At 45.7% G+C, this 24,099-nt stretch carries 26 protein-coding genes; 15 read left to right on the forward strand and 11 right to left on the reverse strand.

Features of this window, described 5'->3' with window-relative positions:
- Nucleotides 1–8: 8 nt before the first annotated feature.
- Nucleotides 9–239 carry a hypothetical protein gene (locus tag CZ367_RS15500; RefSeq protein WP_077196513.1) on the forward strand — a complete coding sequence of 77 codons (231 nt, stop codon included), beginning with the start codon at nucleotides 9–11 and terminating at the stop codon, nucleotides 237–239.
- Here the strand turns inward: CZ367_RS15500 and CZ367_RS08575 are convergent.
- Nucleotides 214–1,962, reverse strand: a complete 1,749-nt coding sequence (locus CZ367_RS08575) for a phospho-sugar mutase (RefSeq protein ID WP_077196514.1) — start codon at nucleotides 1,960–1,962, stop codon at nucleotides 214–216. The genes CZ367_RS15500 and CZ367_RS08575 overlap by 26 nt on opposite strands.
- A 346-nt stretch (nucleotides 1,963–2,308) precedes the next feature.
- Between CZ367_RS08575 and CZ367_RS08580 the strand changes: the two genes are divergently transcribed.
- The 5 genes from CZ367_RS08580 (at nucleotide 2,309) to CZ367_RS15045 (ending at nucleotide 5,164) form a co-directional block, all read left to right on the forward strand.
- Entirely contained in the window at nucleotides 2,309–2,617 is a 309-nt protein-coding gene (locus tag CZ367_RS08580; RefSeq protein WP_077196515.1) for a DUF4491 family protein, read from the forward strand.
- A gap of 7 nt (nucleotides 2,618–2,624) precedes the next feature.
- Complete coding sequence (rlmH, locus tag CZ367_RS08585; protein ID WP_077196516.1) at nucleotides 2,625–3,095, forward strand: 23S rRNA (pseudouridine(1915)-N(3))-methyltransferase RlmH; 471 nt, start codon at nucleotides 2,625–2,627, stop codon at nucleotides 3,093–3,095.
- Between the two features lie 357 nt (nucleotides 3,096–3,452).
- Nucleotides 3,453–4,397 carry a cation diffusion facilitator family transporter gene (locus tag CZ367_RS08590; RefSeq protein WP_077196517.1) on the forward strand — a complete coding sequence of 315 codons (945 nt, stop codon included), beginning with the start codon at nucleotides 3,453–3,455 and terminating at the stop codon, nucleotides 4,395–4,397.
- 132 nt (nucleotides 4,398–4,529) lie between these two features.
- Nucleotides 4,530–4,874 (forward strand): hypothetical protein, encoded by a 345-nt coding sequence (locus CZ367_RS08595; RefSeq protein ID WP_077196518.1) that lies wholly within the window; start codon nucleotides 4,530–4,532, stop codon nucleotides 4,872–4,874.
- 71 nt (nucleotides 4,875–4,945) lie between these two features.
- A complete protein-coding gene (locus tag CZ367_RS15045) occupies nucleotides 4,946–5,164 on the forward strand; it encodes a hypothetical protein (RefSeq protein ID WP_144005968.1) in 219 nt (72 codons plus the stop codon).
- On the opposite strand, the gene CZ367_RS08600 is transcribed toward CZ367_RS15045, so the two are convergent.
- The 3 genes from CZ367_RS08600 to CZ367_RS08610 form a co-directional block, all read right to left on the reverse strand.
- Nucleotides 5,124–5,504, reverse strand: a complete 381-nt coding sequence (locus CZ367_RS08600) for a hypothetical protein (protein ID WP_077196519.1) — start codon at nucleotides 5,502–5,504, stop codon at nucleotides 5,124–5,126. The genes CZ367_RS15045 and CZ367_RS08600 overlap by 41 nt on opposite strands.
- An 11-nt stretch (nucleotides 5,505–5,515) precedes the next feature.
- Entirely contained in the window at nucleotides 5,516–5,992 is a 477-nt protein-coding gene (gene ribH, locus CZ367_RS08605; protein ID WP_077196520.1) for a 6,7-dimethyl-8-ribityllumazine synthase, read from the reverse strand.
- Between the two features lie 104 nt (nucleotides 5,993–6,096).
- On the reverse strand, nucleotides 6,097–6,771 hold the full coding sequence (locus CZ367_RS08610) for a tetratricopeptide repeat protein (protein WP_077196521.1): 675 nt from the start codon (nucleotides 6,769–6,771) through the stop codon (nucleotides 6,097–6,099).
- A 233-nt stretch (nucleotides 6,772–7,004) separates the two neighbouring features.
- Here CZ367_RS08610 and CZ367_RS08615 point away from each other — a divergent pair, with 233 nt between their 5' ends.
- Nucleotides 7,005–7,184, forward strand: a complete 180-nt coding sequence (locus CZ367_RS08615; RefSeq protein WP_077196522.1) for a hypothetical protein — start codon at nucleotides 7,005–7,007, stop codon at nucleotides 7,182–7,184.
- A gap of 40 nt (nucleotides 7,185–7,224) precedes the next feature.
- Here the strand turns inward: CZ367_RS08615 and CZ367_RS08620 are convergent, their stop codons facing one another.
- The 4 genes from CZ367_RS08620 to rpsO all read right to left on the reverse strand — a co-directional run bounded on the left by CZ367_RS08620 (nucleotide 7,225) and on the right by rpsO (nucleotide 10,994).
- The gene (locus tag CZ367_RS08620) at nucleotides 7,225–8,295 is read right to left on the reverse strand and encodes a zinc ribbon domain-containing protein (protein ID WP_144006026.1); all 1,071 of its coding nucleotides are present in this window, start codon (nucleotides 8,293–8,295) and stop codon (nucleotides 7,225–7,227) included.
- A gap of 73 nt (nucleotides 8,296–8,368) precedes the next feature.
- Nucleotides 8,369–10,282: a peptidase U32 family protein gene (locus tag CZ367_RS08625; RefSeq protein ID WP_077196524.1), complete on the reverse strand. Its 1,914-nt coding sequence runs from the start codon at nucleotides 10,280–10,282 to the stop codon at nucleotides 8,369–8,371.
- Nucleotides 10,283–10,462: 180 nt separating this feature from the next.
- A complete protein-coding gene (locus tag CZ367_RS15915) occupies nucleotides 10,463–10,603 on the reverse strand; it encodes a hypothetical protein (RefSeq protein ID WP_154669319.1) in 141 nt (46 codons plus the stop codon).
- Nucleotides 10,604–10,718: 115 nt separating this feature from the next.
- On the reverse strand, nucleotides 10,719–10,994 hold the full coding sequence (gene rpsO, locus CZ367_RS08635) for a 30S ribosomal protein S15 (RefSeq protein WP_077196526.1): 276 nt from the start codon (nucleotides 10,992–10,994) through the stop codon (nucleotides 10,719–10,721).
- A 208-nt stretch (nucleotides 10,995–11,202) separates the two neighbouring features.
- Between rpsO and typA the strand changes: the two genes are divergently transcribed.
- Entirely contained in the window at nucleotides 11,203–13,005 is a 1,803-nt protein-coding gene (typA, locus tag CZ367_RS08640) for a translational GTPase TypA (RefSeq protein ID WP_077196527.1), read from the forward strand.
- 229 nt (nucleotides 13,006–13,234) lie between these two features.
- Here typA and CZ367_RS08645 read toward each other — a convergent pair whose 3' ends face one another.
- The 3 genes from CZ367_RS08645 to CZ367_RS08655 all read right to left on the reverse strand — a co-directional run bounded on the left by CZ367_RS08645 (nucleotide 13,235) and on the right by CZ367_RS08655 (nucleotide 17,029).
- The gene (locus tag CZ367_RS08645) at nucleotides 13,235–14,023 is read right to left on the reverse strand and encodes a porin family protein (protein WP_077196528.1); all 789 of its coding nucleotides are present in this window, start codon (nucleotides 14,021–14,023) and stop codon (nucleotides 13,235–13,237) included.
- A gap of 26 nt (nucleotides 14,024–14,049) precedes the next feature.
- Nucleotides 14,050–15,165: a PCMD domain-containing protein gene (locus CZ367_RS08650; RefSeq protein ID WP_077197410.1), complete on the reverse strand. Its 1,116-nt coding sequence runs from the start codon at nucleotides 15,163–15,165 to the stop codon at nucleotides 14,050–14,052.
- Between the two features lie 682 nt (nucleotides 15,166–15,847).
- Nucleotides 15,848–17,029 carry a penicillin-binding transpeptidase domain-containing protein gene (locus tag CZ367_RS08655; RefSeq protein WP_077196529.1) on the reverse strand — a complete coding sequence of 394 codons (1,182 nt, stop codon included), beginning with the start codon at nucleotides 17,027–17,029 and terminating at the stop codon, nucleotides 15,848–15,850.
- Nucleotides 17,030–17,072: 43 nt separating this feature from the next.
- Between CZ367_RS08655 and CZ367_RS15920 the strand changes: the two genes are divergently transcribed.
- The 7 genes from CZ367_RS15920 (at nucleotide 17,073) to CZ367_RS15515 (ending at nucleotide 24,033) form a co-directional block, all read left to right on the forward strand.
- Nucleotides 17,073–17,252, forward strand: a complete 180-nt coding sequence (locus tag CZ367_RS15920; protein WP_144005969.1) for a hypothetical protein — start codon at nucleotides 17,073–17,075, stop codon at nucleotides 17,250–17,252.
- Between the two features lie 75 nt (nucleotides 17,253–17,327).
- Nucleotides 17,328–17,453 (forward strand): hypothetical protein, encoded by a 126-nt coding sequence (locus CZ367_RS16465; protein WP_262500731.1) that lies wholly within the window; start codon nucleotides 17,328–17,330, stop codon nucleotides 17,451–17,453.
- Between the two features lie 28 nt (nucleotides 17,454–17,481).
- The gene (locus CZ367_RS08660) at nucleotides 17,482–18,342 is read left to right on the forward strand and encodes a GLPGLI family protein (RefSeq protein WP_077196530.1); all 861 of its coding nucleotides are present in this window, start codon (nucleotides 17,482–17,484) and stop codon (nucleotides 18,340–18,342) included.
- A 134-nt stretch (nucleotides 18,343–18,476) separates the two neighbouring features.
- A complete protein-coding gene (locus CZ367_RS08665) occupies nucleotides 18,477–20,975 on the forward strand; it encodes a carboxypeptidase-like regulatory domain-containing protein (protein WP_237581641.1) in 2,499 nt (832 codons plus the stop codon).
- A 175-nt stretch (nucleotides 20,976–21,150) separates the two neighbouring features.
- The gene (locus CZ367_RS08670; RefSeq protein WP_077196531.1) at nucleotides 21,151–23,634 is read left to right on the forward strand and encodes a TonB-dependent receptor; all 2,484 of its coding nucleotides are present in this window, start codon (nucleotides 21,151–21,153) and stop codon (nucleotides 23,632–23,634) included.
- Between the two features lie 43 nt (nucleotides 23,635–23,677).
- Nucleotides 23,678–23,863 carry a hypothetical protein gene (locus CZ367_RS15510; RefSeq protein ID WP_154669320.1) on the forward strand — a complete coding sequence of 62 codons (186 nt, stop codon included), beginning with the start codon at nucleotides 23,678–23,680 and terminating at the stop codon, nucleotides 23,861–23,863.
- Nucleotides 23,864–23,886: 23 nt separating this feature from the next.
- Entirely contained in the window at nucleotides 23,887–24,033 is a 147-nt protein-coding gene (locus CZ367_RS15515) for a hypothetical protein (RefSeq protein ID WP_161942331.1), read from the forward strand.
- Nucleotides 24,034–24,099: the final 66 nt, after the last annotated feature.

A 24,099-nucleotide genomic window follows, 5' to 3' on the forward strand; every position in this document is an offset into this window, starting at 1 on the left:
TTGCAGTTTTGTCGGACAAGTCGGACAAGTCGGACAAGTCGGACCTGTCGGACGCGTCTGACCTGTCCGACCAGTCTGACCAGTCTGACCAGTCTGACCAGTCCGACCAGTCCGACAAAGCTGAAAACCACGCCTTTTCCTTGAAAACAATAAAGGGGCTCGACAAACACTGTCGAGCCCCTTTAGTTATTGGGTTAGTTTTGAGGGTTTTGCTTATGCAATTCCTAAATCCTTCTTGATGGCCTCTACTTGTTTTTCAGCCTTAGCCACACACGCCTTGTATTGGTCGGCAGAAGTCATATTGTCCTTGATTTCGAGATAGAACTTAATCTTAGGTTCTGTACCCGATGGACGCACGCTCACCTTGTTTCCGTTTTCGCAGAACCACTGCAATACGTTGCTCGTTGCAGGCATATCGAGCTTAGCGATGTTGCCTTGAGCATCTACCTGTTCGAGCTTTAAGAAGTCTTTAGAAAGCACAATCTTTTTGCCAGCCAAAGTGGTAGGAGGGTTGTTGCGGAAGTTCACCATCATTTGTTGAATTTCCTCTGCACCGCTCTTTCCGGGGCGTTCTACATTGATGGTATGTTCGAACGAGAAGCCGTATTCAAGATAGATGTCCATTACAAGGTCGTACAAGGTCTTGCCGTTATCCTTAGCGTATGCGCAGATTTCAGCCAAGAGTGTACAACCACTTACAGCATCCTTGTCGCGGCAGAAGTCTTCAGCCATGAATCCATAACTCTCTTCGCCACCACCGATAAACTGCTGCTTGCCTTCAGAGATAGCCACCTCACGTGCAATCCACTTGAAACCTGTGTAGCAGTCGCGCATTTCTACGTTTTGCTTCTTTGCCACTTCAGCAATTGTCTCTGTGGTTACGATGGTTTTCACGATAAAGTCAGAAGGGTTCATCTTGCCCACTGCCTTGCGATTGGTGATGATGTACCAAAGGTAAATCAAGCAAGTTTGGTTGCCATTGATAAGAATCCAGTCGCCATTGCTGTCCTTGCAAGCCATTCCCACACGGTCTGCATCAGGGTCTGAAGCCATCAAGATATCGGCATCGAGACGCTTTGCTTCACGCAAACCGAGGGTCAATGCCTCTGCTATTTCAGGGTTTGGACGGTCTACGGTAGGGAAGTTGCCGTCTTTTACCATCTGTTCTTCTACGCAATGAATGTTGTCGAAGCCCCAATCGCGTAATGCACGAGGTATCATCACACGACCTGCACCGTGCAATGGGGTGTAAACTATCTTGAGGTCGTGCTGACGCTTGATAACCTCAGGGTCGATACATACAGTGCGAACAGCGTCCAAGTAAGCCTTGTCTACCTCTTCGCCAATGATTTCGATGAGAGCTGGATTGCCTTCAAACTTTACGTCATCAATCTTAACCTTGTTCACCTCGTCGATAATTCCCTTATCGTGAGGAGCTAATACCTGTGCACCGTCTTCCCAATAAGCCTTGTAACCGTTGTATTCACGTGGGTTGTGGCTCGCTGTGATATTCACACCTGCCTGCGCCTTGAAGTGGCGGATGGCAAACGAGCACTCAGGAGTTGGGCGGAGATCTTCAAAGAGGTACACCTTAATATTATTAGCCGAGAAGATATTTGCCACAGTTTCGGCAAACGTGCGCGAATTGTTGCGGCAGTCGTGACATACCACAACCGAGATTTGAGCCTTGTCTTTAAAGTTGATTTTCAAATAGTTGGCAAAGCCTTGTGTCGCCATACCCACAGTATAGCGGTTCATTCGGTTCGAGCCCACGCCCATAATACCGCGCAAGCCACCTGTGCCAAACTCTAAGTCTTTGTAGAAGCTTTCGGTCAATTCGGTTTTGTCTTCATTGTCTATCATTGCTTTTACAGCCTTCTGAGTTTCTTCGTCATAGGCTGGGGCTAACCACTGTTTCGCCTTCTCTGTGTACTCAGAGATAAGTTGTTCGTTATTCTGCATATTTTTTATAATTTATATTCCTACCGCAAATATAGTGAAATTATTTTAGAACATAGTCCATAATTCGGTATTTTTTTGTATTTTTGCACATCTTAATGCAAAACGTATGCAGCAAAGGCATACTTTTATTTTACGTTTAGGTGGGTTCTATTCATTCTCTTTGCTTTATTTCGAGTTTATTTTTGAGAAGAAAGCGAAAGTTGAAGAAGGAGTAATGTAGGCATTACGACTGATAAAACTTATCGCTTTAATCTGAAAAGAAACCGAAAGTGAGTGATATGAGGCGCCTCATTAATTCATTAATAAATTTCAGTGGGAATAAGTAAAACCCATCTTAAGTCATATCATGCAAATATATTTTGAAGGGATAATTCTTGCCGTATGCACATTTCTTATCATTGGTATTCTACATCCAGTGGTGATAAAAACCGAATATTATTTTGGCACACGTCCGTGGTATTTGTGGCTCATTTCGGGTTTAGCGTGCTGTATAGGTGCATTGTTTGTGGCTGACATATTCTGGTCTGCCATTCTTGGTGTTACAGGTGCATCGTTGTTATGGGGCATTGGCGAACTTTTTGAGCAGAAGAAACGAGTGGAGAAAGGTTGGTTTCCGATGAACCCAAAGCGCAAGGACGAATACAAGAAGATGTAGGCAGCAGATGAAAGTGACACTCCTTTTGGTGGGCAAAACCCAAGACAAAAACTTTGTGAAAGGTATCGAAGAATATGTTTCGCGCATAGTTCACTATCTGCCCTTTACCATTACGACTATCCCCGAACTGAAGAATACAAAGAGTTTGACCGAAAGTCAACAGAAAGAACGTGAAGGCGAACGGATACTAAAGGAGATACAACCCTCGGACACAGTGGTGCTCTTAGACGAACACGGTAAAGAGTTTCGCAGCATAGCGTACGCATCGTGGTTGCAAAAGCAGCAAAACACGGCTCGTGGATTGGTATTTGTCATAGGTGGCCCATACGGCTTTTCTAAGGCTGTGTACGACCGTGCGAACGAGAAAATATCAATGTCGAAGATGACTTTTTCACATCAGATGGTGCGACTTATCTTCGTTGAACAGCTCTATCGGGCGTGCACAATTATAAAAGGTGAACCTTATCATCACGAATAAACCCAAATCGGTCATTAGCCCGCAAAGGCTTTTTAAAGCGTTTAGCTGTTATGCTTTTCTTCGTCTTTGCACCTTATTTTGGCTCTTTTCGTTTGTTTTTTTCAGTTGTTTAGCTCGCTAAACGTCTTCAAAAACAACCAAAAATAGCTCAAAATAAGCTCGCAAATCTCGAAGAAGTCTAACGACCGATTTGGGTAAATGTGCAGAAAAACGCAAAGAAATATGGCAAGAAATAAAGAAAATTAGTATCTTTGCTCGCTACAAATGAAGAATAAGAACAAAACGAATACACCGAAAGGAACAAAAAGAATACGCTGAAAGGAACAAAACGAATAAGTAGAAGCGAATAAAAACAATATGACTGACGATAAAAACACGAAACATAAGAGCGGAATGATGAGCGTAATAGCTGCTTTGGGCGCAAATATTTTGGTTGCCATCTCAAAGTTTGTGGGTTATGCGCTCTCTGGTTCGGCAGCAATGCTCAACGAGTCGATACACAGCGTTGTAGACTGTGGCAATCAGGTATTACTTCTTGTGGGCGACAAAAAAGCTAAACAAGCCGCTTCAGCGCATCACCCTTTCGGACAAGGTCGTGCTAAATACTTTTTTAGCACCATCGTTGCAATGATGTTGTTCTTCGGTGGCGGTGCATTGGGTATAATGGAAGCGGCTGAAAAGCTGTTTCACCCTGGACATTCGGTAGAGAATATGGGCTTGGTACTTGCCATTTTAGCTTTCGGTCTCATCATCGAATTGTCCAGTTTGCGTGTGGCTTTCAAGGAGATAGCCGAACTTAACACCGAGCATTTGCCCCTCTTTAAGTTTCTTACAGAGAGTCGCCACAGCGAAATACTTATCATTTTTGCCGAAGATACCTGTGCTGTTATCGGTCTATTGCTTGCCATTAGCGGCACATTGATGAGTCATTTCACGGGCAATCCGTTCTACGATGCCTTTTCTGGTCTGCTCATTGGCGTACTGTTGTGTGTAGCTGCCATCTTCTTGGCACGCGAGTTTTACAGTCTCATCATTGGCGAGCCGGCTACCGAGAAAGACACGGCAGTGTTTCGTAAGGCTTTCGAACGTGAGGAAATCAGCCGACTTATCAATCTTAAAACCGTGCACCTTAGTCCTAAAGACATCTTGCTAACGGCAAAAGTAGAGATAGCCGAAACGCATCGTTTGCAGGCTTCGGAGCTGATAAACGACATAGAACGCACCATACGAAGTCAATTTGAGCATTACAAAATATATATCTATATCGAAACAGACACCTATCGCATCGATTACGACAAGTAGCATACGCGTGCAAAACCCTCGTGCTATAAGGCGCAACACAATGCGCTATGCGTCACGATAGATTGATATTTGCTTTGCTTACACGCTAAACTAAGCGCACTATTCACCATCTAAAGACATTAAAATACAGATATGACGTTTACATTTTTCGACCTTATTTATTGTTGTGGAGAGAAGGACGGCAGCTATACCGATGGCATTTCGGCACTTGTTTTGCCCATTGGTTTAGCACTTTCGTTCCCTTTTGTTTTCTTTGGAGATATATGGATTTATCTACCAATAGCTATTATTTGGAAGCTTTTATATATGGTTGTGCGCCACTATTACAATACCAAAAATCGGCGTGTGGTAGTGCTCCGTGCTTTCAAACGTTCACGTCTTGACAACAATAGTTCAGCCTTTTTTATCATCATCCTTTATTGGATGGTCATTCCCCTCTTGGTCTATATGCTTTGCGAGATGTTCCGTCCAGCGTAAAAACATTAAGAAACAATCGCCCCTACTTCAAATTTTCTTGCTATAAAAGCAAAAGAATGAAGTAGGGGCGATTGCTATTCTATATCTTTAACCCAAATCGGTCGTCGGACTTGTCGGACTGGTCTGACTTGTCTGACACGTCGGACGGGTCGGACGACCGATTTGGGTTTAAAAATCTTAGTTTTTTCGTTGCTTATACCGTGGCTGCATCTTTGTGTGTGGGCGTGCTGACTGTTGTTCAGTTATCCCTTAGCGCACAATTGTTGCATAATCCTTATCGAACGACTTAGGGTGGCGACCGATAAGAATAACGTTGAGCAGGCAGTTGGCAAGGATTTCTTCCTTCGATAGGTCTACCTTTGGACCTATCTTCACTTCCTTTCCGAGGAGTACATCCCACGGTCCGTTGAAGTTGGAATCGTCAGCTCCGAAAAACATTTCGTTGGTGTCAGGGTCTTCCATCAACTGATACATAATGTACTTTTTTGAAGCTACGGGGCGTGTTTCCAACAATATTTCGTAAGCGTGCTTAAACTCTGCGCGCTGCTTACGTGCATTGGGAAACATCAGTCCGATGTGGGGATAAACCTCTTCAAACTCGTAAGCTTGAATATATTCGTGTAGTTTCATAATGCTAATGCTTAGAATTTTGCCATTTTGATTGCCACTACCGCACATTCGTCGCCCTTGTTGCCGTGCTTTCCACCACAGCGGTCGAGTGCCTGTTGGAGGTCGTTGGTGGTGAGCAGTCCGAAGATGACAGGACATTCAGACAAAGCGTTGAGGCGTGCAATGCCGTAGGTTACGCCCTCGCAGATGTAGTCGAAGTGTGGAGTTTCGCCACGGATAACGCTTCCCAAGACAATGATGGCATCGTAACTGCCGTTGAGTGTCATTTGGTGAGCACCGTAAACAAGTTCGAAACTTCCAGGTACGGTTTTCACGTGAATATTTTCGGGGATAGCTCCGTGCTTCTCAAGCGTTTTTACAGCTCCGTCGAGGAGTGCGCCTGTTATTTCTGGGTTCCATTCCGATACCACAATTCCGAAGCACATATTCGATGCGTCGGGAACGCTATTGAGGTCGTAATCTGATAAATTATGTAATGCTGTTGCCATTTTTATTGATGAATTAAAGCAGAGAGCATTGGTGCGAACACGCCTTTGTGGGCTTTCCGCTTCCAATCCTCTCTGCTTTTACGTTTTATATATGCGAGTTTTGCTTAGTTGCTTGCTCGTTGGATATACTTGTCAATTTCCTGTGAGATAGGTGAATTTACGTAGTCTTTCTTGATTTGCTCGTAAATCTTGAGTGCTTCGTCCTTCTTGTTCATACTTTCGAGTATGATACCTGCCTTCTTCAAAGCCAAAGGAGCGATGCTGAGGTTGATGTTGTCCAGCGCCTTTTTGTTGGCCATATCAGCCGCCTTCTTAAAGCTTTCTACAGCCTTATCGTTTTGGTTGTTGTTGGCATAGATGTCGCCAAGCGCCATCTGCGATGCAGGACTGATAATCTGGTCGTCAGAAGTAGAGAATTTTTCAACGTTTTCCAAAGCCTTAGCCCAGTTAGGTTTAGCTTGGTGTGCATAGCAAAGACCTACATAGAGGTTAGCTAAGTTGCCCGCATCTGTGCCGCTGTAATCGCTCTGAATTTTGGTAAATCCTTTCAAAGCTTGGTCGTACTGCTGTGCGTTGAACAAGTTTTGAACCTTAGCCAATTCTGTGTTAGCCTCGTTTTCACGTGGTTCTGACACGTAGTTCTTGTAAAGAAAAATGCCTGCCAATACTACGACGATTGCTACAAGAGCAATGATAGCTGGCTTTCCGTACTTGATGAAGAACGCTTCCGAATTGTTGAGGGTTTCCTCGTAAGTGCCCTCTACTTTTTTGTTTGCCATTGTTATTTTATCTTTTTTATTATTTTCGTTTCCGTTGGCTGTGGTCTGTTGCCCGTATGCGAGCCGTTAGCCTTGCCTAAGGCTTGTGCACATTATGGATATACAGACTACAAAGCGTGGCAAAATTACTGAAAATCTCTTGAATATTGAAATTTATTGCTCACTTTTTTGCAAATTAGGAGGAATTAATGGGAGTTAGGGGAGTTGTTGTTTAGGAGTTAAAGCCAAATGTTGTGTGGGGTGCTGCTTTGTCGGACTTGTCGGACTTGTCGGACTTGTCGGACGAGTCGGACAGGTCGGACGGGTCAGACGGGTCAGACGGGTCTGACGAGTCGGACTTGTCGGACGAGTCGGACGGGTCGGACAGGTCAGACTATTCTACCAAAAGAGCTATTGTTCTGTTTGTTGGTTAGCGGAATGTGGGCAATGGTGAATTTTCGGTTGGAATATTCCTTACTCATTCATCACGCCACAATTTGGGCAACGTCCTTTTCGGTGCAGTCGTGCTCCACAATTGCCACACTCGAAGGTATCGCTATGGCGGCGACGCCACACCCTAACGGCATAATAAATGTACACCAAGAGGAGCACATAGCCTATATAATATAAGGTGAGAACAGAAAAGATGATGTAGTTGACCGCACATACAGCAGCCAATCCGCAGAGATAGAGCACGGCATCGCTCGACCGTAATAGGCGGCGTACATCGTCTAAGGCAGCTATGGCGAGTATCACCATTGCCCATACCAATACCAAGAAGATGTTGAGCAATAGGGGTTGAGAGAACGGGTTGAGCGAGGGGTAGAAGTAGAACTCGCGCCACGTTTCGCTTGCAAACAGTTGTATGGAAGCGTAGAAGGTGGCTGATGAGGCTACAGTGAGTGCCAAGAGGGTGGGGTAGAACGAGTTGATGTCGTTGAAGTGCACGATATTTGCCTTGCGTTTCCGTATTTTTCGTAGCAAGTAACTTACCGAAATCAACGAGATAACCACCAAGAAAAACAGCGTGTGGGTATTGGAAAAGAGCGAAATAAACTGAGAGATGGGGTCGTCCGGGTCAACCTTTTTCAGCAATTGTCGTTCACGTACCCACCCAAAGGTGTAATCTTCCGTAGCGATATGCACCCATACGGAGTCGATAGTGTCGTTGGGCAAAATTCTGATGTCTGCCACTACCAACGACTTACCCTTGGCGATGGGGAACGAGTCGGTCTTCAAATGGTTTACCGCCTCTTCGGGTTGTTGCTTTAAGAGCATAAGGGTATCTTCGCGCACAACGAAGTTGAACCCCTGGGAGTAGTGGTGCTTCACTCTGAAAGCGAAGGCGTCCATTGTGTTGGTGCTGCCGTGCCACGTGTTGTGGTCGTTGGCTTGCTGCTGAAACACCAACGAGTCTTTGGTAGGGAGTATGCGGCGTGAGATTTGAGCCTCCTGAATACTATCGGGCAAACGGAAGGTGGAAGGCGTTTTCTTGTGATAACACCCCATGTTTCCTATTGTTATGGTGAGCAATAGCAATGCCATTCCGATAGCGGAAGTCCACTTTCGGAATGTTCTTGTTTTTGTTTCCTTGTTTGATAGTAGGCTCATATTCAGCTTATTCTGCGTAAATATTCATTTGACAATGCTTGCAATCAAACTCCAAACGGAACTTGCGCTTGTCGCCCAATTCCAAGTAGAGTGGCTCTTTCCACGTGGGTTTCTTGCCTCCGTTTATTACGCAATAACCCAAGGAGAAGCGTATGCAGTGGCGGCATTGCATCACCAAGGCTTCATTGTGTTCGGCTTTCAATGCCTTAGTATCTGTACACTCGAAAGCTGGTTGTGGCTTTGCCATTCCTTGTTGCTCGTAGAAGGCGTATGCGTGGCGATTGGCTATATTATAAAGGTAGGGGAAACGCTCGTATTGCTTTGGATTGACGTATGCAATGCCTGTCTGTGCGGTGGTTTCGGACTTGTTTTCTACCTTTGTGCGTGTAGCTTTTCCTAAGTCTATCTGTTCCAATTGCTCTATCGCTGTGCGTCTCAGTTCGGCAAGCACACTACTTGGCACAAACCATTGTGCAGCCTTGGGATCTATTTCTACCTCGTTGCATTCGTAAATGGTATTGCCCAACTTGGTGAGCTGTCGGCAGATGTTGTCGCTTTGTGGCTTTTGTGCCGCTTGATGGTTGAAACCGATGGTGGCAGTGGTGCATATTTCGGGTTTCTCTCTCAATGCTATTGTGAGCGAAAAACCCTCCTCGGTGGTGTCGAATACCATTGTTACAGGGAGTTTGCGTACAGCCGACTGTCCTGAAAGTTCTTTCTCGAAGGCTTGGTCTTGGTTTCGGTAAAGGCTCATTCCTGCCTTCAGTGCGTGCGGCATTTTGTAGGGATAGAGCCTATTGCCCACAGCTCGGTTCACACGAAATCCCTCTAACACTTCCTTTCGACCCTCTTCGGTGGCTTGATGGTTGATGAAACAGAGTCCGTCACCATTGGCGAAGCTCGCTGTGCTCGACACATTAAACGAGTCGTGGCGTATCTCCTTCACTCGTCCCACATACTCCCCTAAGGCTTTTGGGGTATTGGGTGAGAAGATGTTGGGTTGGCGTCCTTTTAAGAAATAGTTGGTGTAGCCACGATTGAAGGTCTTGTTGAGGTCGGGCGTAAAGTTACATTCCACTTGTCCCAACGAGGCTCGGCAAAACTCATTCTTATGTCGTGCAATGATGTCATTTAACCGCTTGTTGTACGCCGATACTACGTTTTTCACATAGTTGATGTCCTTTAGTCTGCCCTCTATTTTGAACGAGCACGCTCCAGAGCGCATCAGCACTTCAAGATTGTCTATCTGACTCATATCTTTGAGCGAAAGCAGGTAGCGTTGCTGCTCTATCATTCGTCCGTCAGCGTCCTTTAGGTCGAATGCCATACGACAAAATTGCGAACACGCTCCACGGTTGGCAGACCGTCCAAAACAATGTTGCGAAGCATAGCAAATACCGCTGTAACTTACGCACAATGCCCCGTGTACAAAGGCTTCAAGCTCGACATTGGGTACAGCCTTGTGTATCTCTTCTATCTCTTTGACGGAGAGTTCGCGCGCCAAAACTACACGTTCGAACCCTTGGGCTGCAAGCCACGCCACCTTTTCTTTGGTTCGGCTGTCGCATTGGGTGCTGGCGTGGAGGGTGATAGTGGTTTTTATTTGTTCCTTACATAGCTTCAGCAAGCCCATATCCTGTATCAACAATGCGTCAACCTTGGCTTTTTCTAATGCCTTGACCAATGCTATCATATCGTCTACCTCGTCTTCGTACACGATGGTGTTGAGTGTAACGTGAACCTTTGCACCGAACCGATGCGCATATTGGCACAGCTCGGCAATGTCTTCCACGCTATTGCCTGCCGACTGTCGTGCGCCAAATTTTGCAGCTCCGATGTACACTGCATCTGCTCCGTGGTCGATGGCGGCAATGCCACATTCTAAGTTTTTGGCAGGTGCCAATAGTTCTATTGTTCGCATTCTTCTGATGTCTTTGTTGTGTGGGCTTTCTCTCTCAAAGCGAAAATGCAGGTGTTTTCTGAAAAGTTTTTACCTTCTTAAAATTCATAGCATCAACCGCTTTGGGGTATTCCTCCACAAAATTAAATAAAAAAATATGAAAACGAGCATTAAGCGTCTTATTTCTTGCTGATAAGCTGCTTACATCTCTCGGAAGTGAGGTAAGTCGGACAGGTCGGACAGGTCGGACCAGTCTGACTTGTCCGACTTGTCCGACTTGTCTGACTTGTCCGACGCGTCCGACCTGTCCGACAAAAACCAAAGACATCCCACGTGCTGCAAATATGTGCTCCCCCTCCCCACGGAGGGGTCGGGGGGAGGCCTAAAAACGAGAAGTCCCCACAGCCTTGACGGCTATGGGGACAACTGCTATTAATGTGTTTTCTCTCTCTTTTTCTTATTTACGGAGACCGAGTGCCTTGATAATTGCACGATAACGCTCAATGTCACGATCGTACAAGTAGTCGAGCAATGCACGACGCTTACCTACAAGGCGAGTCAACGAACGAGTTGTAACGTGGTCCTTGCGGTTCTTCTTTACGTGCTCTGTGAGGTGCTTGATGCGGAATGTGAACAATGCAATCTGGCTTTCTGCTGAACCTGTGTCTGTGCTCTTTTGCTCACGACCGAACGCTGTGAAGATTTCCTGCTTCTTTTCTTTTGGTAAATACATTTTGTTTTGTTGATTAATGATGTTGTGCAATTACATCTTTCGATTGTCTGCGGTCGCCTTAATCAGAGCGAGGGACAACCTCAAATGCATCGGATTTTCCGAAACTGCGCTGCAAAGTTACAACATTTCTTTTAATCTACCATAATTTTCGAATTATTATTTGTACTTTTGCATCGAAAAAAAACAAGAAATATCATAAGATAAATAAATGCAAGATATTCGTAACATCGCAGTAATTGCGCACGTAGACCACGGTAAAACAACGTTGGTAGACAAAATGATGCTCGCTGGAAAGCTTTTCCGTGACGGACAAAACAACAGCGACGAGGTATTAGACGCTAATGACTTGGAGCGTGAACGCGGGATAACCATTCTCAGTAAAAACGTAAGTATCAATTGGAAAGATACTAAAATCAATATTCTTGATACACCCGGTCACTCCGACTTCGGTGGTGAGGTAGAGCGTGTACTCAATATGGCAGACGGCTGTTTGTTGCTTGTGGACGCTTTCGAAGGCCCTATGCCACAGACTCGCTTTGTGCTGCAGAAGGCTTTGCAAATAGGTTTGAAACCTATGGTGGTAATCAATAAGGTAGACAAACCCAACTGTCGACCTGAAGAGGTGTACGAAATGGTGTTCGACTTGATGTGCGACCTTAACGCAACGGACGACCAATTGGATTTCCCAGTAGTATATGGTTCGGCTAAAAATGGTTGGATGAGCGAGTCGTGGAACAAGCCTACCGACAACATTGAGTACCTCTTAGACCTTATTATAGAGCGTATTCCTGCGCCACGTATGCTTGAAGGTACACCACAGTTGCTCATTACATCGTTAGACTATTCGAGCTATACGGGACGAATTGCCGTAGGGCGGGTGCATCGTGGTACGTTGAAAGACGGACAAAACATTACCATCTGCCATCGTGATGGAACGAAGGAACGCACCAAGATAAAGGAGCTTCACACCTTTGAAGGTATGACCCACCGCAAAACCGATGCTGTAAGTTCGGGCGACATCTGTGCCGTTATTGGTTTGGAACGTTTCGAGATTGGCGATACCATTGCCGATTGGGAAAACCCTGAACCACTGCCTCCTATCGCTGTGGACGAACCTACAATGAGTATGCTCTTCACCATCAACGACTCGCCTTTCTTTGGTAAAGAAGGTAAATTCTGCACCTCTCGCCACATCAACGACCGCTTAGAAAAGGAATTGGAAAAGAACCTTGCCCTCCGTGTGAGCAATGTAGACGGGTCGATGGACAAGTGGATTGTGAGCGGACGTGGTGTGCTTCATCTCTCTGTGTTGGTAGAAACAATGCGCCGTGAGGGCTACGAGCTGCAAGTGGGTCAACCTCAGGTAATTTATAAAGAGATAGATGGGGTGCGTTGCGAGCCGATAGAAGAACTTACAATCAATGTTCCAACCGACTTTTCAAGCAAAATGATTGATATGGTGACACGTCGCAAGGGCGAACTCTTGGGTATGGATACCGAGGGCGACCGTGTGAACATCACCTTCGAGATACCTTCACGAGGCATAATGGGATTGCGTACCAATGTGCTTACAGCCAGTCAGGGCGAGGCTATTATGGCGCATCGCTTTAAGGATTATCAGCCTTTCAAGGGCGAATTGGTACGTCGCATCAATGGTTCGATGTTGGCAATGGAAACAGGAACAGCCTTTGCCTACTCTATCGACAAACTTCAAGACCGCGGAAAGTTCTTTATCGACCCGGGAGAAGAGGTTTATGGCGGACAAGTAGTGGGCGAGCACGTTCACGACAACGACCTTGTTATCAACGTTACCAAGGCTAAGCAGCTCACCAACGTACGTGCATCGGGTTCGGACGATAAGGCACGTGTGATACCAAAGGTGGAAATGAGCCTTGAAGAGTGCATCGAATACATCAAGGCAGACGAATACATCGAAGTAACACCTAAGAATATTCGTATGCGCAAGATAATTCTCGACCATATGGAACGCAAACGTATGAATAAGGAATAAGAATTTTTGAGCAATATAAAGCGGACATTATCAGCTGCGTCTGATAATGTCCGCTTTCTTTTTACTTTAACCCAAATCGGTCGTTAGACCAGTCAGACCAGTCAGACCAATCGGACCAGTCAGACCAGTCAGACCTGTCGGACCAGTCAGACGTGTCCGACAAGTCCGACTGGTCCGACGACCGATTTTGGTTAAAATTAAACAGAGGTGTGTATAAAGCGTAGTCCTTTTAGAATGTATATCCAAATCCTACGTTCATATAGATGGGATACATATTGAATGTAATTGTTTTAAAACTCTTATGAAAGATGTTGTTGAAACCCCACGTAAGGTCGGCATTGAGCGTGAAATGGCGATAAGCTCTCCACGTACCGCCCACCTGTGCACCCCATAACACGTGGCGCAGGTCTGTGCTGAAGTCGTAAGCTGCCACTTTGCCGTTTGTAAAGGCTATTTTCTCGCCCGTAGGATTATTTTCTCGCAAGTAACCATCGGTAACGTGACCGCTAAATTCACCATCTAATTTGACCGACACAAACACACCTGCACGCACTTTCCACGCTGTACCCCAACGATAGTTTGCCATAAGGGGAACGGTGAGCAACGTACTGTTGTATTTTGTTTTCACATAACCCGTCCAATAACCTGCCACTCGACTGCCATCGTCTATAATTTCCATACTGTATCCTTTGGTCTGTGCACCCGTTATCATACCCTTTTCTTCAAACTTCAGACCTGAAGAGATACCCCATTTCAAGTCCTCGTCCAACCATTTAGTAGCCATTCCTTCCAACGAAGCATTAAGACGCGGACTGTAACTTTCTATTTTTCTTATCTCTCTCGGCATAGAGAGCGGAGCAGCACCACCGATGTTTACACCTGCTTTCACCTCAAACTCCCACCCGTTGTGTTTTGCTTGTTCCAATGTTATGTTGCCTTCTTCCTGTGCTGATGCTGTAAGTGTAACCATTGCACAAACCACTGCACCGACTGTTCTCAATATATTGTTGTGTTTCATTTTCACCTTATTATATTAATGTAACCTTACTCGTAAAACAATTCCATTTCGTCTATCCACAACGTGCTGCCCACAGCTCCATTGAATGTAGCTCCATCTTTGCTCGACGACATAATAATGGCGAGGTTGTATTTGCCCTCTTTTAGCTTTTGCGCATCCACTTTCCCACCATTCACTGGCTCGAACTTGATGTTGAAACGTGTCCACTCCATCGTTTCTTTTTTCTCATTAAGGCGAGCCATCAGCACAATGTTAGGACTTGTAAGTGAGTTTGTTCCGTCAAGATAAGGCACGTCTTTTGTTACCTCATAGAACACCGCATAGATGTCAAAATCGTCTTTCTTACCCTTTATTTCGTTTAGGTTCTTGTCCGTAAACACATTGCCTGCCTTATACTTGTAGTAGCCCACAATGCTTTGAGGCACTTTGCGGAAAGGCTGTCCGAAGTGAGTAGACTTAGCCATATTTGTGATGTCGATTTCGAATGTACCCATAAACAAGTTGCCTGCAGCTATCGGCGCATTCATACCCTTGCCCAAAGCACCTGTGCTGACGGTGGTGAGCTTGGCACATTTTCCCACATAGCCTCCCTCTACCTGACTTGTAGGATAGCTTTCGGCTGGTGCGCCGTTGGCAGTAATCATATATCCCGCATTGCCACTTCCCCACATCATTTCCGTGCCGTCTATGGTAGTGTCGTAGAAGATATGAAACAACTTCTTTGCTGTTGCGTTTTTATCTCCTTCGTCTTTGTATTCATACCATTTCATATTCTCAAAATGGTAGTTTGTAGCCACATCATCGCTCACAAACGACACCTTATAGGTCTTCTTCCATTGGCGGTCTTGCGAAGTTACGGTGTAAAGCTGAGGTTTGGAGAAATCAAGTTTTGTACCACTTGCTGGCACTATGGTTGCCCCTTCGGTGAGTGTAAATTCGGGTGCAAGGTGGGTAACGTCGTCCCAGCCATTTACATAAACCTTTATTTCCGTATTGGTAATGATAGGCGCACGCAAAGGTGTTATCCCCTCAATCTTTATTGCCGTGATGTCGGCTTCTTGATTGGGAGCTTCTTCCTTGATACACGATGCGAATGAGAGTGCCAACACAAGGGTTAGCAACGTGGTTTTAAGTTGTTTCATATCTTTTCGTTCGGTTGTTGAGTGCATTTGTTATGTGTTTGGATATTTTGCACCACGAATTAATAATGATGCAAATGTACAAAAAAAAGGTTGAATAGGCGAGAAAGGTGCGTCAAGACCATTACATTTCTGTTGCTCTTTTTGGTTTATCGGAAGAATAAGACAAACAGTTTGATAAAAGTGCTTTTTTGTAATAGATTGTTAATCAAACGGTTATAGAAAAATGAGCGAATATGATTCAAGACTCCGCTTTGACAATCTAAAACATCGATGTTTTACAATCTTAATCGAAATGTGTATAAAGAGTAGACTCCTCCCAACAGAGAAAGTGGGGATTTTGTTTTTTGTTCTAAACATCGGGCGCAAGCAAAACATATAACGCTAACCGTGTCAAAGTTCAACTTTGAGCGTGTAATACATATATGTTTTAAGTGGTCAAAGTTCAACTTTGGCAGTCCAAGATGTATAGCGTTGATTATCAACTATTTAGAATTGTTCTTTTTAGGAATAAGCCGTTTAAAGGAGTTAGGAGGAGAAAAAAATAGAAGTTAGGCAGAGTTAAACCCCAAATCATTAGACCAGTTTAGGACTTGTTTTTCTATTTACCGAAACTTATGAGATGTCTTTTTGCCTTATTTTGGGTTTAATGACGATATGCGGTGGTAATTTATAGAACCAGCCTTTATTGTAGTGCCATTCTGCTTTTTATTATTTTTCCTGCCATTGGTGCTGCCACATCAGCTCCAAAGCCTGCATTCTCTATGAATACGGCAATGGCTATTTTAGGATTGTTCATCGGTGCAAAACCTATAAAGGCAGAATGGTCTTTGCCTGTGTTTTCCACTGTGCCTGTCTTGCCACAGATGCTGTAAGCAGGGGTATTGAGCGATGAGGCTGTGCCCTTGAGAACAGCATTGCGCATACCCTGAACAACGAAGGGATAAACCCACGGTGCAACGGCTGTTTGACGCTTGGTAGTAAAACGTTCGGGCAGGGGATTGTCGGGCGTGCCACGATGGGTATGAGGCGTATAGAAGTAGCCACGATTGGCCACCGATGTAGCCAATACGCAGAGTTGCAGTGGGGTTGCGGTTATATCGCCTTGTCCCATTCCTGCCCAAATGATGGTACGAGGCGTCCACCCACTGGCGTATCTCCGACTGAGATAAGCCGAATGGGCTACCAATCCGCCCTTTTCGCCCTCCATATCTATGCCTGTCGGACCGCCCAATCCCATACTTACCATATAGTTTCGCCAGGTGTCTATGGCTTTTTCCTTTGTGCCATACTTCTGTATGTTGCCAATCATCGCATTAAAACCCTTTAGAAACCACGTGTTGCACGAGTAAGCCAAGGCGTACGAAAGGGGTAGGGGCGAAGGGTGTTTGTGGCAGCCCACACGCAGTTTTCCGTCCGTGTAAGCTCCGTGGCAAGCCACCTTCATTGTCTGATTTACGATGCCTTCCGACATTAGCGTAAGCGCTTGTGCCACCTTGAAGGTAGACCCTGGCGCATAGGCTGTAGCTATGGCGAGTTTAGGGTCTGCACCCGTGGGCGAGTTGGTAGCCAAGCAGAGCACTTCGCCTGTTGATGGTTCTATGGCAACGATGCTGCCTTTGTAGCCTTTGAGGAGCGACTCAGCCAATTCCTGCAATTTAGGGTTGATAGTAGACGGCAGTTCGCTCATCGCTATGCGCTTGGTTGCTGGTGCTGTCTTTTTGGCGGTTGCAGTTGGTTTTTTCGCAGTTGTAGATGTTGTTTTGTCGGGGTATAAACGTTCCATTTCGCCGTGATACTCTTGCGCCGATGCAGTGAATACGGCTGTGAGTTGTAAGACAATGAATAGTTTTCTAAGTGTTGTCATATTATTTGAATGATAAAAATAGACTGCAAAATTACACAATAAAATGAAGAAACCGCTGTGCTATAATGTTTTTTATGAGGCGTTAAGGTTCTATGGGTGGGTTTTGTCAGACTTGTCGGACCCGTCCGACCCGTCCGACCCGTCCGACCCGTCCGACAGGTCCGACAGGTCTGACAAGTCCGACAAGTCTGACCAGTCCGACCAATACCCCCAAAACTGTTGAAAAAAAACACATATTCTTTCTTTTTTCGGTTTTTCTTTTTACCTTTGTGGCAAATAATAACTAAAACTTGAAACAATGCGCAACAGCAAAGGCGTGGAATTGCGTGTAGTAGAGGGTGGCACTCAAGTTAAGTTGGGCAAAGCACAAAGCGATGCTATGAAGGAGAAACGCTCTAAGGTTCACCCCCCAAAACCCTATTGAACGAATAAAATAAACCAAATAAGATGTTATGAAAGCAAAGCTACTTTTTACATTTGCACTTGCATTGGCTGTAATGACAGTAAATGCTGCACCAAAGCAACCAAAGACGAACGGAAACAAAGCCATAGACAAGCTGAAGTACACCATCTCTTACTCGGTAAAGAGCGTGAGGGACACTTTGAAGGTCGACTCCTTGGGCAAGTACACCTACGAAACAGACGATATGCGCTTGGAAGTAGGCGAAAAGGTGAGTTATTTTTACAGTCAGACACGCAAGGCGTATGGGGAAGCAGTAGCCCTGAATATAAAGTTAGGAACTACAAATTCCTCTAAGCTTCCATCGAGCAATATGGAGATGCTGTTCTACCGCAATTACCCTGAAGGTAAAACTACTTATTGCGAAGAAACCCTTGGCGACCCTTTCCGCATCGTTGAACCATTGGAAATTCCTACGTGGGAAATGGTTGCTGACAGCACAAAACGCATCTTGGATTACGATTGTCAAATGGCAAGATGTGCATTCAAGGGGCGTGTTTGGACAGCTTGGTTTGCCCCCGATGTACCTTTGGACAATGGTCCTTGGAAGCTGAACGGACTCCCAGGGTTGGTACTCCGTGCTTACGATAGCCGTATGCAGTTCGTCTTCGATTGCGTAGGAATGAAGCAAGAAGACGGCACAAAAGACATCTGTTATGATACCTCGTTAGACACTTATTCGTCTGCAACGATGAAAGAGTTTGTAGAGTATCAAGCCAAAGCCGTACCTGCTGACATCTTTGCTGACGAAGGAGTAGTAATAGAAGTTCCTGAAGAGATGAAAGCACAGCTTAAGGCTGCAATGGCAAAACCTCTGCCCTATAATCCTTTAGAATTGTTTAAGAAGAAGTAAAACTTAAAATCTTGGTTAATGGAATTAGTCGGACAAGTCGGACGGGTCGGACGGGTCTGACTTGTCCGACCAGTCCGACTTGTCTGACCAGTCCGACTTGTCCGACCAGTCTGATAATTCTCCCCAAAAAAGCAATGAAACGACACCTTTCTCTCTTTCTCTTCGCCCTCGTGGCAGTTCTTCCCCTTGCTGCGCAAGACCGCATTATGGGTGTTATGCTCGACTCGCTTACCCATCGTCCCATCGTGAAAGCCAACGTAATGTTGCTCCGAGGTGGCAAGACGCTTACCTTTGCACGAACCAACGACAAAGGACAATTTAGCTTTGCCAAGCCTGCTGCACCCCTTACCGAACTTGAACTTCAAGCCACAGCAATGGGATATGGGAAGAAGCGAATTAAGGTGAAGGCATTGACCAACAACACGATAGAACTATCGGAGAAAGCCTTTGAAATGAAGGAAATCACAGTCAAGGCTGGTCCCATCACAGGGCGTAAGGATACGATAACGTTCGACCTCACTCGCTTTGCCAACGAACGCGACAACTCGTTGAAAGATGTGCTCAAAAAGCTCCCAGGGGTGAATGTTGCAAAAGATGGAGAGATAAGTGTGAACGGTAAAAAGATAAGTAGATTTACCGTGGAAGGACTCGACCTGAGTGATGGGCGATACAACAAACTGACCGAAAACGTAAAGGCAAAGGACGTGAAAAAGGCAGAAGTGATAGAGCACGACCAACCTGTAAAAGCCTTGCGTGATAAGGTTTTCACCGACAACGTTGCAATGAACGTTGTGCTGAAAGACTCTGCACGCGACCAACTGTCTGTTACGCTGCGTCCTTACTTTGCCACCAACAGTCCGACCCACGTGGCAGGCGCTGCCACAGCGATGCAGATAGGCAAGCGAAGACAGAAGATGTACGATGTCGTTTACAACCGCATTGGCGACGATGTGGCAAGTTTGTCGAGCCGTTTCGTCCTCGATTTTATGTCGCCGCAACCAGCTTCGCTGCCTACGTGGTACAGCGTTCCTTCGCTTCAAGCCCCCATTTCGGAAGACCGATTGCGCTTCAACACCTCGCAAAGTTATATGATAAGCCATCTCATGAAGTCGAAAAGCGATGCCGAAACTCGTATTTCAGCCGATTACTACCGAAATGTGCTGCGCCAACACACCAAAAACACCTCGCTTTACTACCTTAAGCAAGTGCCTACGGAGGTGAGCGAAGACCAATTCTATACCCTTAAAGAAGACCGACTGAACCTTAGTATAGACCGAAAAATAAACGAAGATACCCGTTATGGCTCAATGCGCTTTGCCATAAATGCAGCCCAAGGAGACGGACTATCGATGTTGCAAAGTACGGGACACGACAACACAGCCCAGCGAGTGCGCAATCCTGAACTGAATATCAAGGCATTGATAACCCAAACCCATACGTTAGAACGTGGTACGCTGTCGTGGCAAAGCATTGTAGACTACCACCATTCGCGCAACGACCTTTATCTTGATGCCGACCACGAAAAACTTTCAAACAATCTTTATCACACCGATAACGAAGCCACCTATCGCACTACAAGCAACTATTTTACACGTACTTACAACTTAGGCATTAAGGCTACCCACCTTAACGTGCGTCGTGGCGATACCGAACTCACCTTTTACAGTTCGCCTCGCTTCAACTATCGTCGTGGCAAATGGCAACTGAATTTCACTCAAGGATTGCGCCTGAAGCATCTTGCCCACGAACAAAAGTGGCTCTTTCACGCATCGCCCTCGCTTTACGCCTCGTACAAAAAGAGTAGCAAGACCGAAACCACAGCATCGTTAAGTTATGCTTCAACGAGCAACGGAGTAGAAACCTTTGCCCTTGACAGTTATCGCACCAACTATCGCACGTTCCACGTTTCGCCCTCGTTCGTACCCACCTCACGCTCGCTCAACTTCAGTTTTACGCATAGTTATAAGCGCGTGATACGCGAGTTTTTTGCCAAGTTCAACCTCACTGCAAACCGTTCGTGGGGCAACTCGGTAGTAGATATGCAGATACAAAACGGCAACTATTTGATGTCTTACCTGCAACATAACACAAAGAATAGCAGTACTTTTGGTTCGGTATGGTTGTCGAAAGGCTTTTCAACGATTCATCTTAAAACCTCGTGCAACCTGTATGCAGCGTGGAGCGAAGGCGAACAATACACCGCAGGGCGTGTAGTGGGCTTTCGTTATCGTTCACTCTCGGTCGAGCCTTCTCTCTTTTTCTCGCCCTCGTGGATGCAGATTTCGTATGACGGGAGTTTCTCTTTGAGCAAATCCCAATCGGACAATGCCGATATGAAGAGCCGTTTCAATTGGAAACAAGTCTTGTCGCTCACCTCTACCATACGCAAAATAGACCTCACGTTGTCGGGCATTTACTATCATAACCAATTAGAAACCCACTCGCTCAACACCTTCCTTGCCGATGCAATGGCTGTGTGGCGACTGAAGAATGTACGCTTTACAGCCAAAGTACGCAACCTCTTTGACAAACGAAGCTATGTGGTAACAAATTACAGCGGTGTAGGAATTTTCACCAATCACTACGAGTTGCGCCCACGCGAGTTTGTGCTTTCGTGTGAGTTTGGGTTGTGATGTTGTTCTTGTCGATTGTATCGAATAAGTCGAATCTCTTGAATAAATCGAGCAAATCGAACAATTCCAACCTTAACCTCTTTATAATCATCACAAATAAGGATTGACAATACAGATAATTATCCTTAACTTTGCATCGTCAAAATGAAATAACGTAAAGTGACATAGATATAAAATGAAGAAAATTATATATCCGCTATTGTGCGCATCAATGTTTGCTACGGCTGCTAATGCCGATACAGCGGTGAACGACACAATAGAGTGTGTGTACGAAATGAACGAAGTGTATGTGTATAAGCCCAAAGAGCATTTTGCACTAAGCCAACAGCCATTGAGCAGTACATCGTTCAACCAAGGTCAACTGAAAAATCTTAATGTCAATTCGTTGCAACAACTTTCGGCTTACGTACCATCGTTTACAATGCCTGTGTATGGAAGTCGACTCACTTCGGCTATGTATATCCGTGGTATAGGTTCGCGCGTCAATTCGCCTGCAGTAGGACTTTATGTTGACGGTATGCCGATACAAAGCAAGAGTGCTATGAACTTCCACGTGTACGATGCTGAACGCATAGATGTGTTGCGTGGGCCACAAGGTACACTCTACGGAATGAATAGTGAGGGCGGACTGATACGCTTCTTCAGCAAACACCCTATGACATACAAGGGTACAGACTTGAAATTGTCGGTGGGCAACAAGTTTACACGCACAGCCGAAGTGGCACATTACGGACAAGTGAACGATAAGTTGGCTTTCTCCGTAGCTGGTTTCTACAACGGACAGAATGGCTTCTTGCACAACAAGTTTAATGGCGAGCGTGCCGATGCGTTTAACGAATTTGGTGGAAAAGGTCGCTTCGTATGGACACCTACCGACCGACTGACCTTCGACTTCATAGCCGACTATCAGTATATGCGCCAAAACGGCTTTGCTTACGGACAGATTGTAACCCCTGAACAGATAGCTACAGCCAACATCATGTCGCCCTACTACGGACTAAAGGCAGGCACACAAGACCCTAACCAAAACCGACAGAGCAACTATCGTCGCAATATGCTCAATACGGGATTGGGTATCAAGTACTTGGGCAATGGGTTTGCACTACACAGTATGACCACTTGGCAGTTCTTAAAAGACTATATGATGATGGATATAGACTATCTGCCAATGGACTTTATACACATTGAACAGCGTCAGCACCAGAACTCGCTCACACAAGAGCTTGCCATCAAGAGCCGTAACGATAAGGCTTGGCAATGGACTTTTGGAGCGTTTGGCTCGTACCAATGGTTGAAAACCAATGCACCTGTGATGTTCGATAAGGATATGAACAAAGTAATGTCGAAAGCCATTACCCAATACGCATACACAGGTATGCTCGCTGCTATGGCTAAGCGCATTGCAGCTCGCCTCATTGCTGCAGGTGTACCTGCCGAACAAGCTGCCGAACAGGCTAAAATAGCTGCTGCAGCTGCTATTCTGAAGGCTGGAGGCGTAAACATAACAATGGATATGGGCACCATACCAGGGCTGTTTCACACCCCAACGCTCAATCTTGGCGTGTATCACGAAAGCAATATCGACCTCACATCACGCCTCAGAGCTACCCTCGGTTTGCGTTACGACTACTCTAATGTAGAAATAGACTATGCCACATCGGCACGCATAATGATGAACCAAAAGGTGATGGGGCAGGAAGTAAACTCGGTTATCTCCTCAATGCTTGCACACAAGGAGCGCAATCACTTCGGTCAGTTGTTGCCAAAGGTAGGCTTAACTTATCGTTTCGACGACTTGGGTAGCAGCGTTTATGCTACTTGGTCGAAGGGGTACCGTGCAGGTGGATACAATATTCAGATGTTCTCAGACATTCTTCAGACCGAACTTTCGGCTGCATCACGCACAGCACGTGGCAGTCTTGACATAGCACACGATGAGGCTGCATACGAACGCATAGCACGCACCATAGAGTATGAGCCCGAAACAAGCTTCAACTACGAAGTGGGTACACACCTAAAGTTGAACGGTGGTAAACTGAACATCGACTTGGCAGGATTTTATATGCAAATCCATAATCAACAACTCTCTGTGATGGCAGGTAACTATGGTTTCGGCCGTATGATGACCAATGCTGGCAAGAGCCACTCGTGCGGTGTGGAAGCATCGGTACGTGGCGAAGCGTTGAACAACAAGCTGTCGTATGCCGTGAGCTATGGTTTTACCTCAGCACAGTTTGACGAGTATGCCGACTCTACTGCCCTTGGAAAGATGGACTATAAGGACAAGCGAGTGCCATTTATCCCACAACACACCTTGGGAGCAACAGCCGACTACCTCATAGCTGTATCGCCTGATGCACTGCTCGACCCTACCAACAAGTTTCACCTTCGAAGTGTAACCGTAGGACTTAACCTCGCTGCACAGGGCAATACCTATTGGGACGAAGCCAACACCTTGTCGCAAAACTTCTATGCTACACTTGGTGCACACGCTGATGGCGACTTCGGACCAATGCACATCAATCTGTGGATACGCAATCTTACCGATACGAGGTATAACACCTTTGCGGTACAGAGCGGAGCTACAGGACAGAAGTTTGCCTTTGCACAATTGGGCAACCCATTCCAAATGGGCGTAGACTTCACCTTCCACTTCTAATGATGAGAATTTAATAAAAAAATAAGATTGATACTGTTAGAAAATGAAAACCGCCAAACTCGATGAGAGTGAGGCGGTTTTGTGTTTTTCAAAAGATAAATCTATAGGTTATTCAACTGTTTTAGTACAAACTCTGAGTCAAAAGGGCTATGTTTTTGTAACTTTGAAACCAAAAAGAGAGAAAGAATTTAACCCAAATGTTTGTGGGGGTAACGTAGGGGCTCGGTGAACCGAGCCCCTACGCCTTGCTGTTTGTACTTTTTGTCGGACTTGTCGGACTTGTCGGACGCGTCCGACTTGTCTGACTGGTCCGACTGGTCCGACTGGTCCGACCCGTCCGACTTGTCCGACCAACCCGATAAAAAAAGCGAACCAAACACCCACTACTGCGATGAGTAGGGGAGTGTTCGGCTCGCTTTTGCTATGTGGGGTTAGCCCTTCTTAGCTTGCTATTGCAGAGGCGTG

The organism is Prevotella ihumii, assembly GCF_900155655.1.
GTDB lineage: Bacteria > Bacteroidota > Bacteroidia > Bacteroidales > Bacteroidaceae > Prevotella > Prevotella ihumii.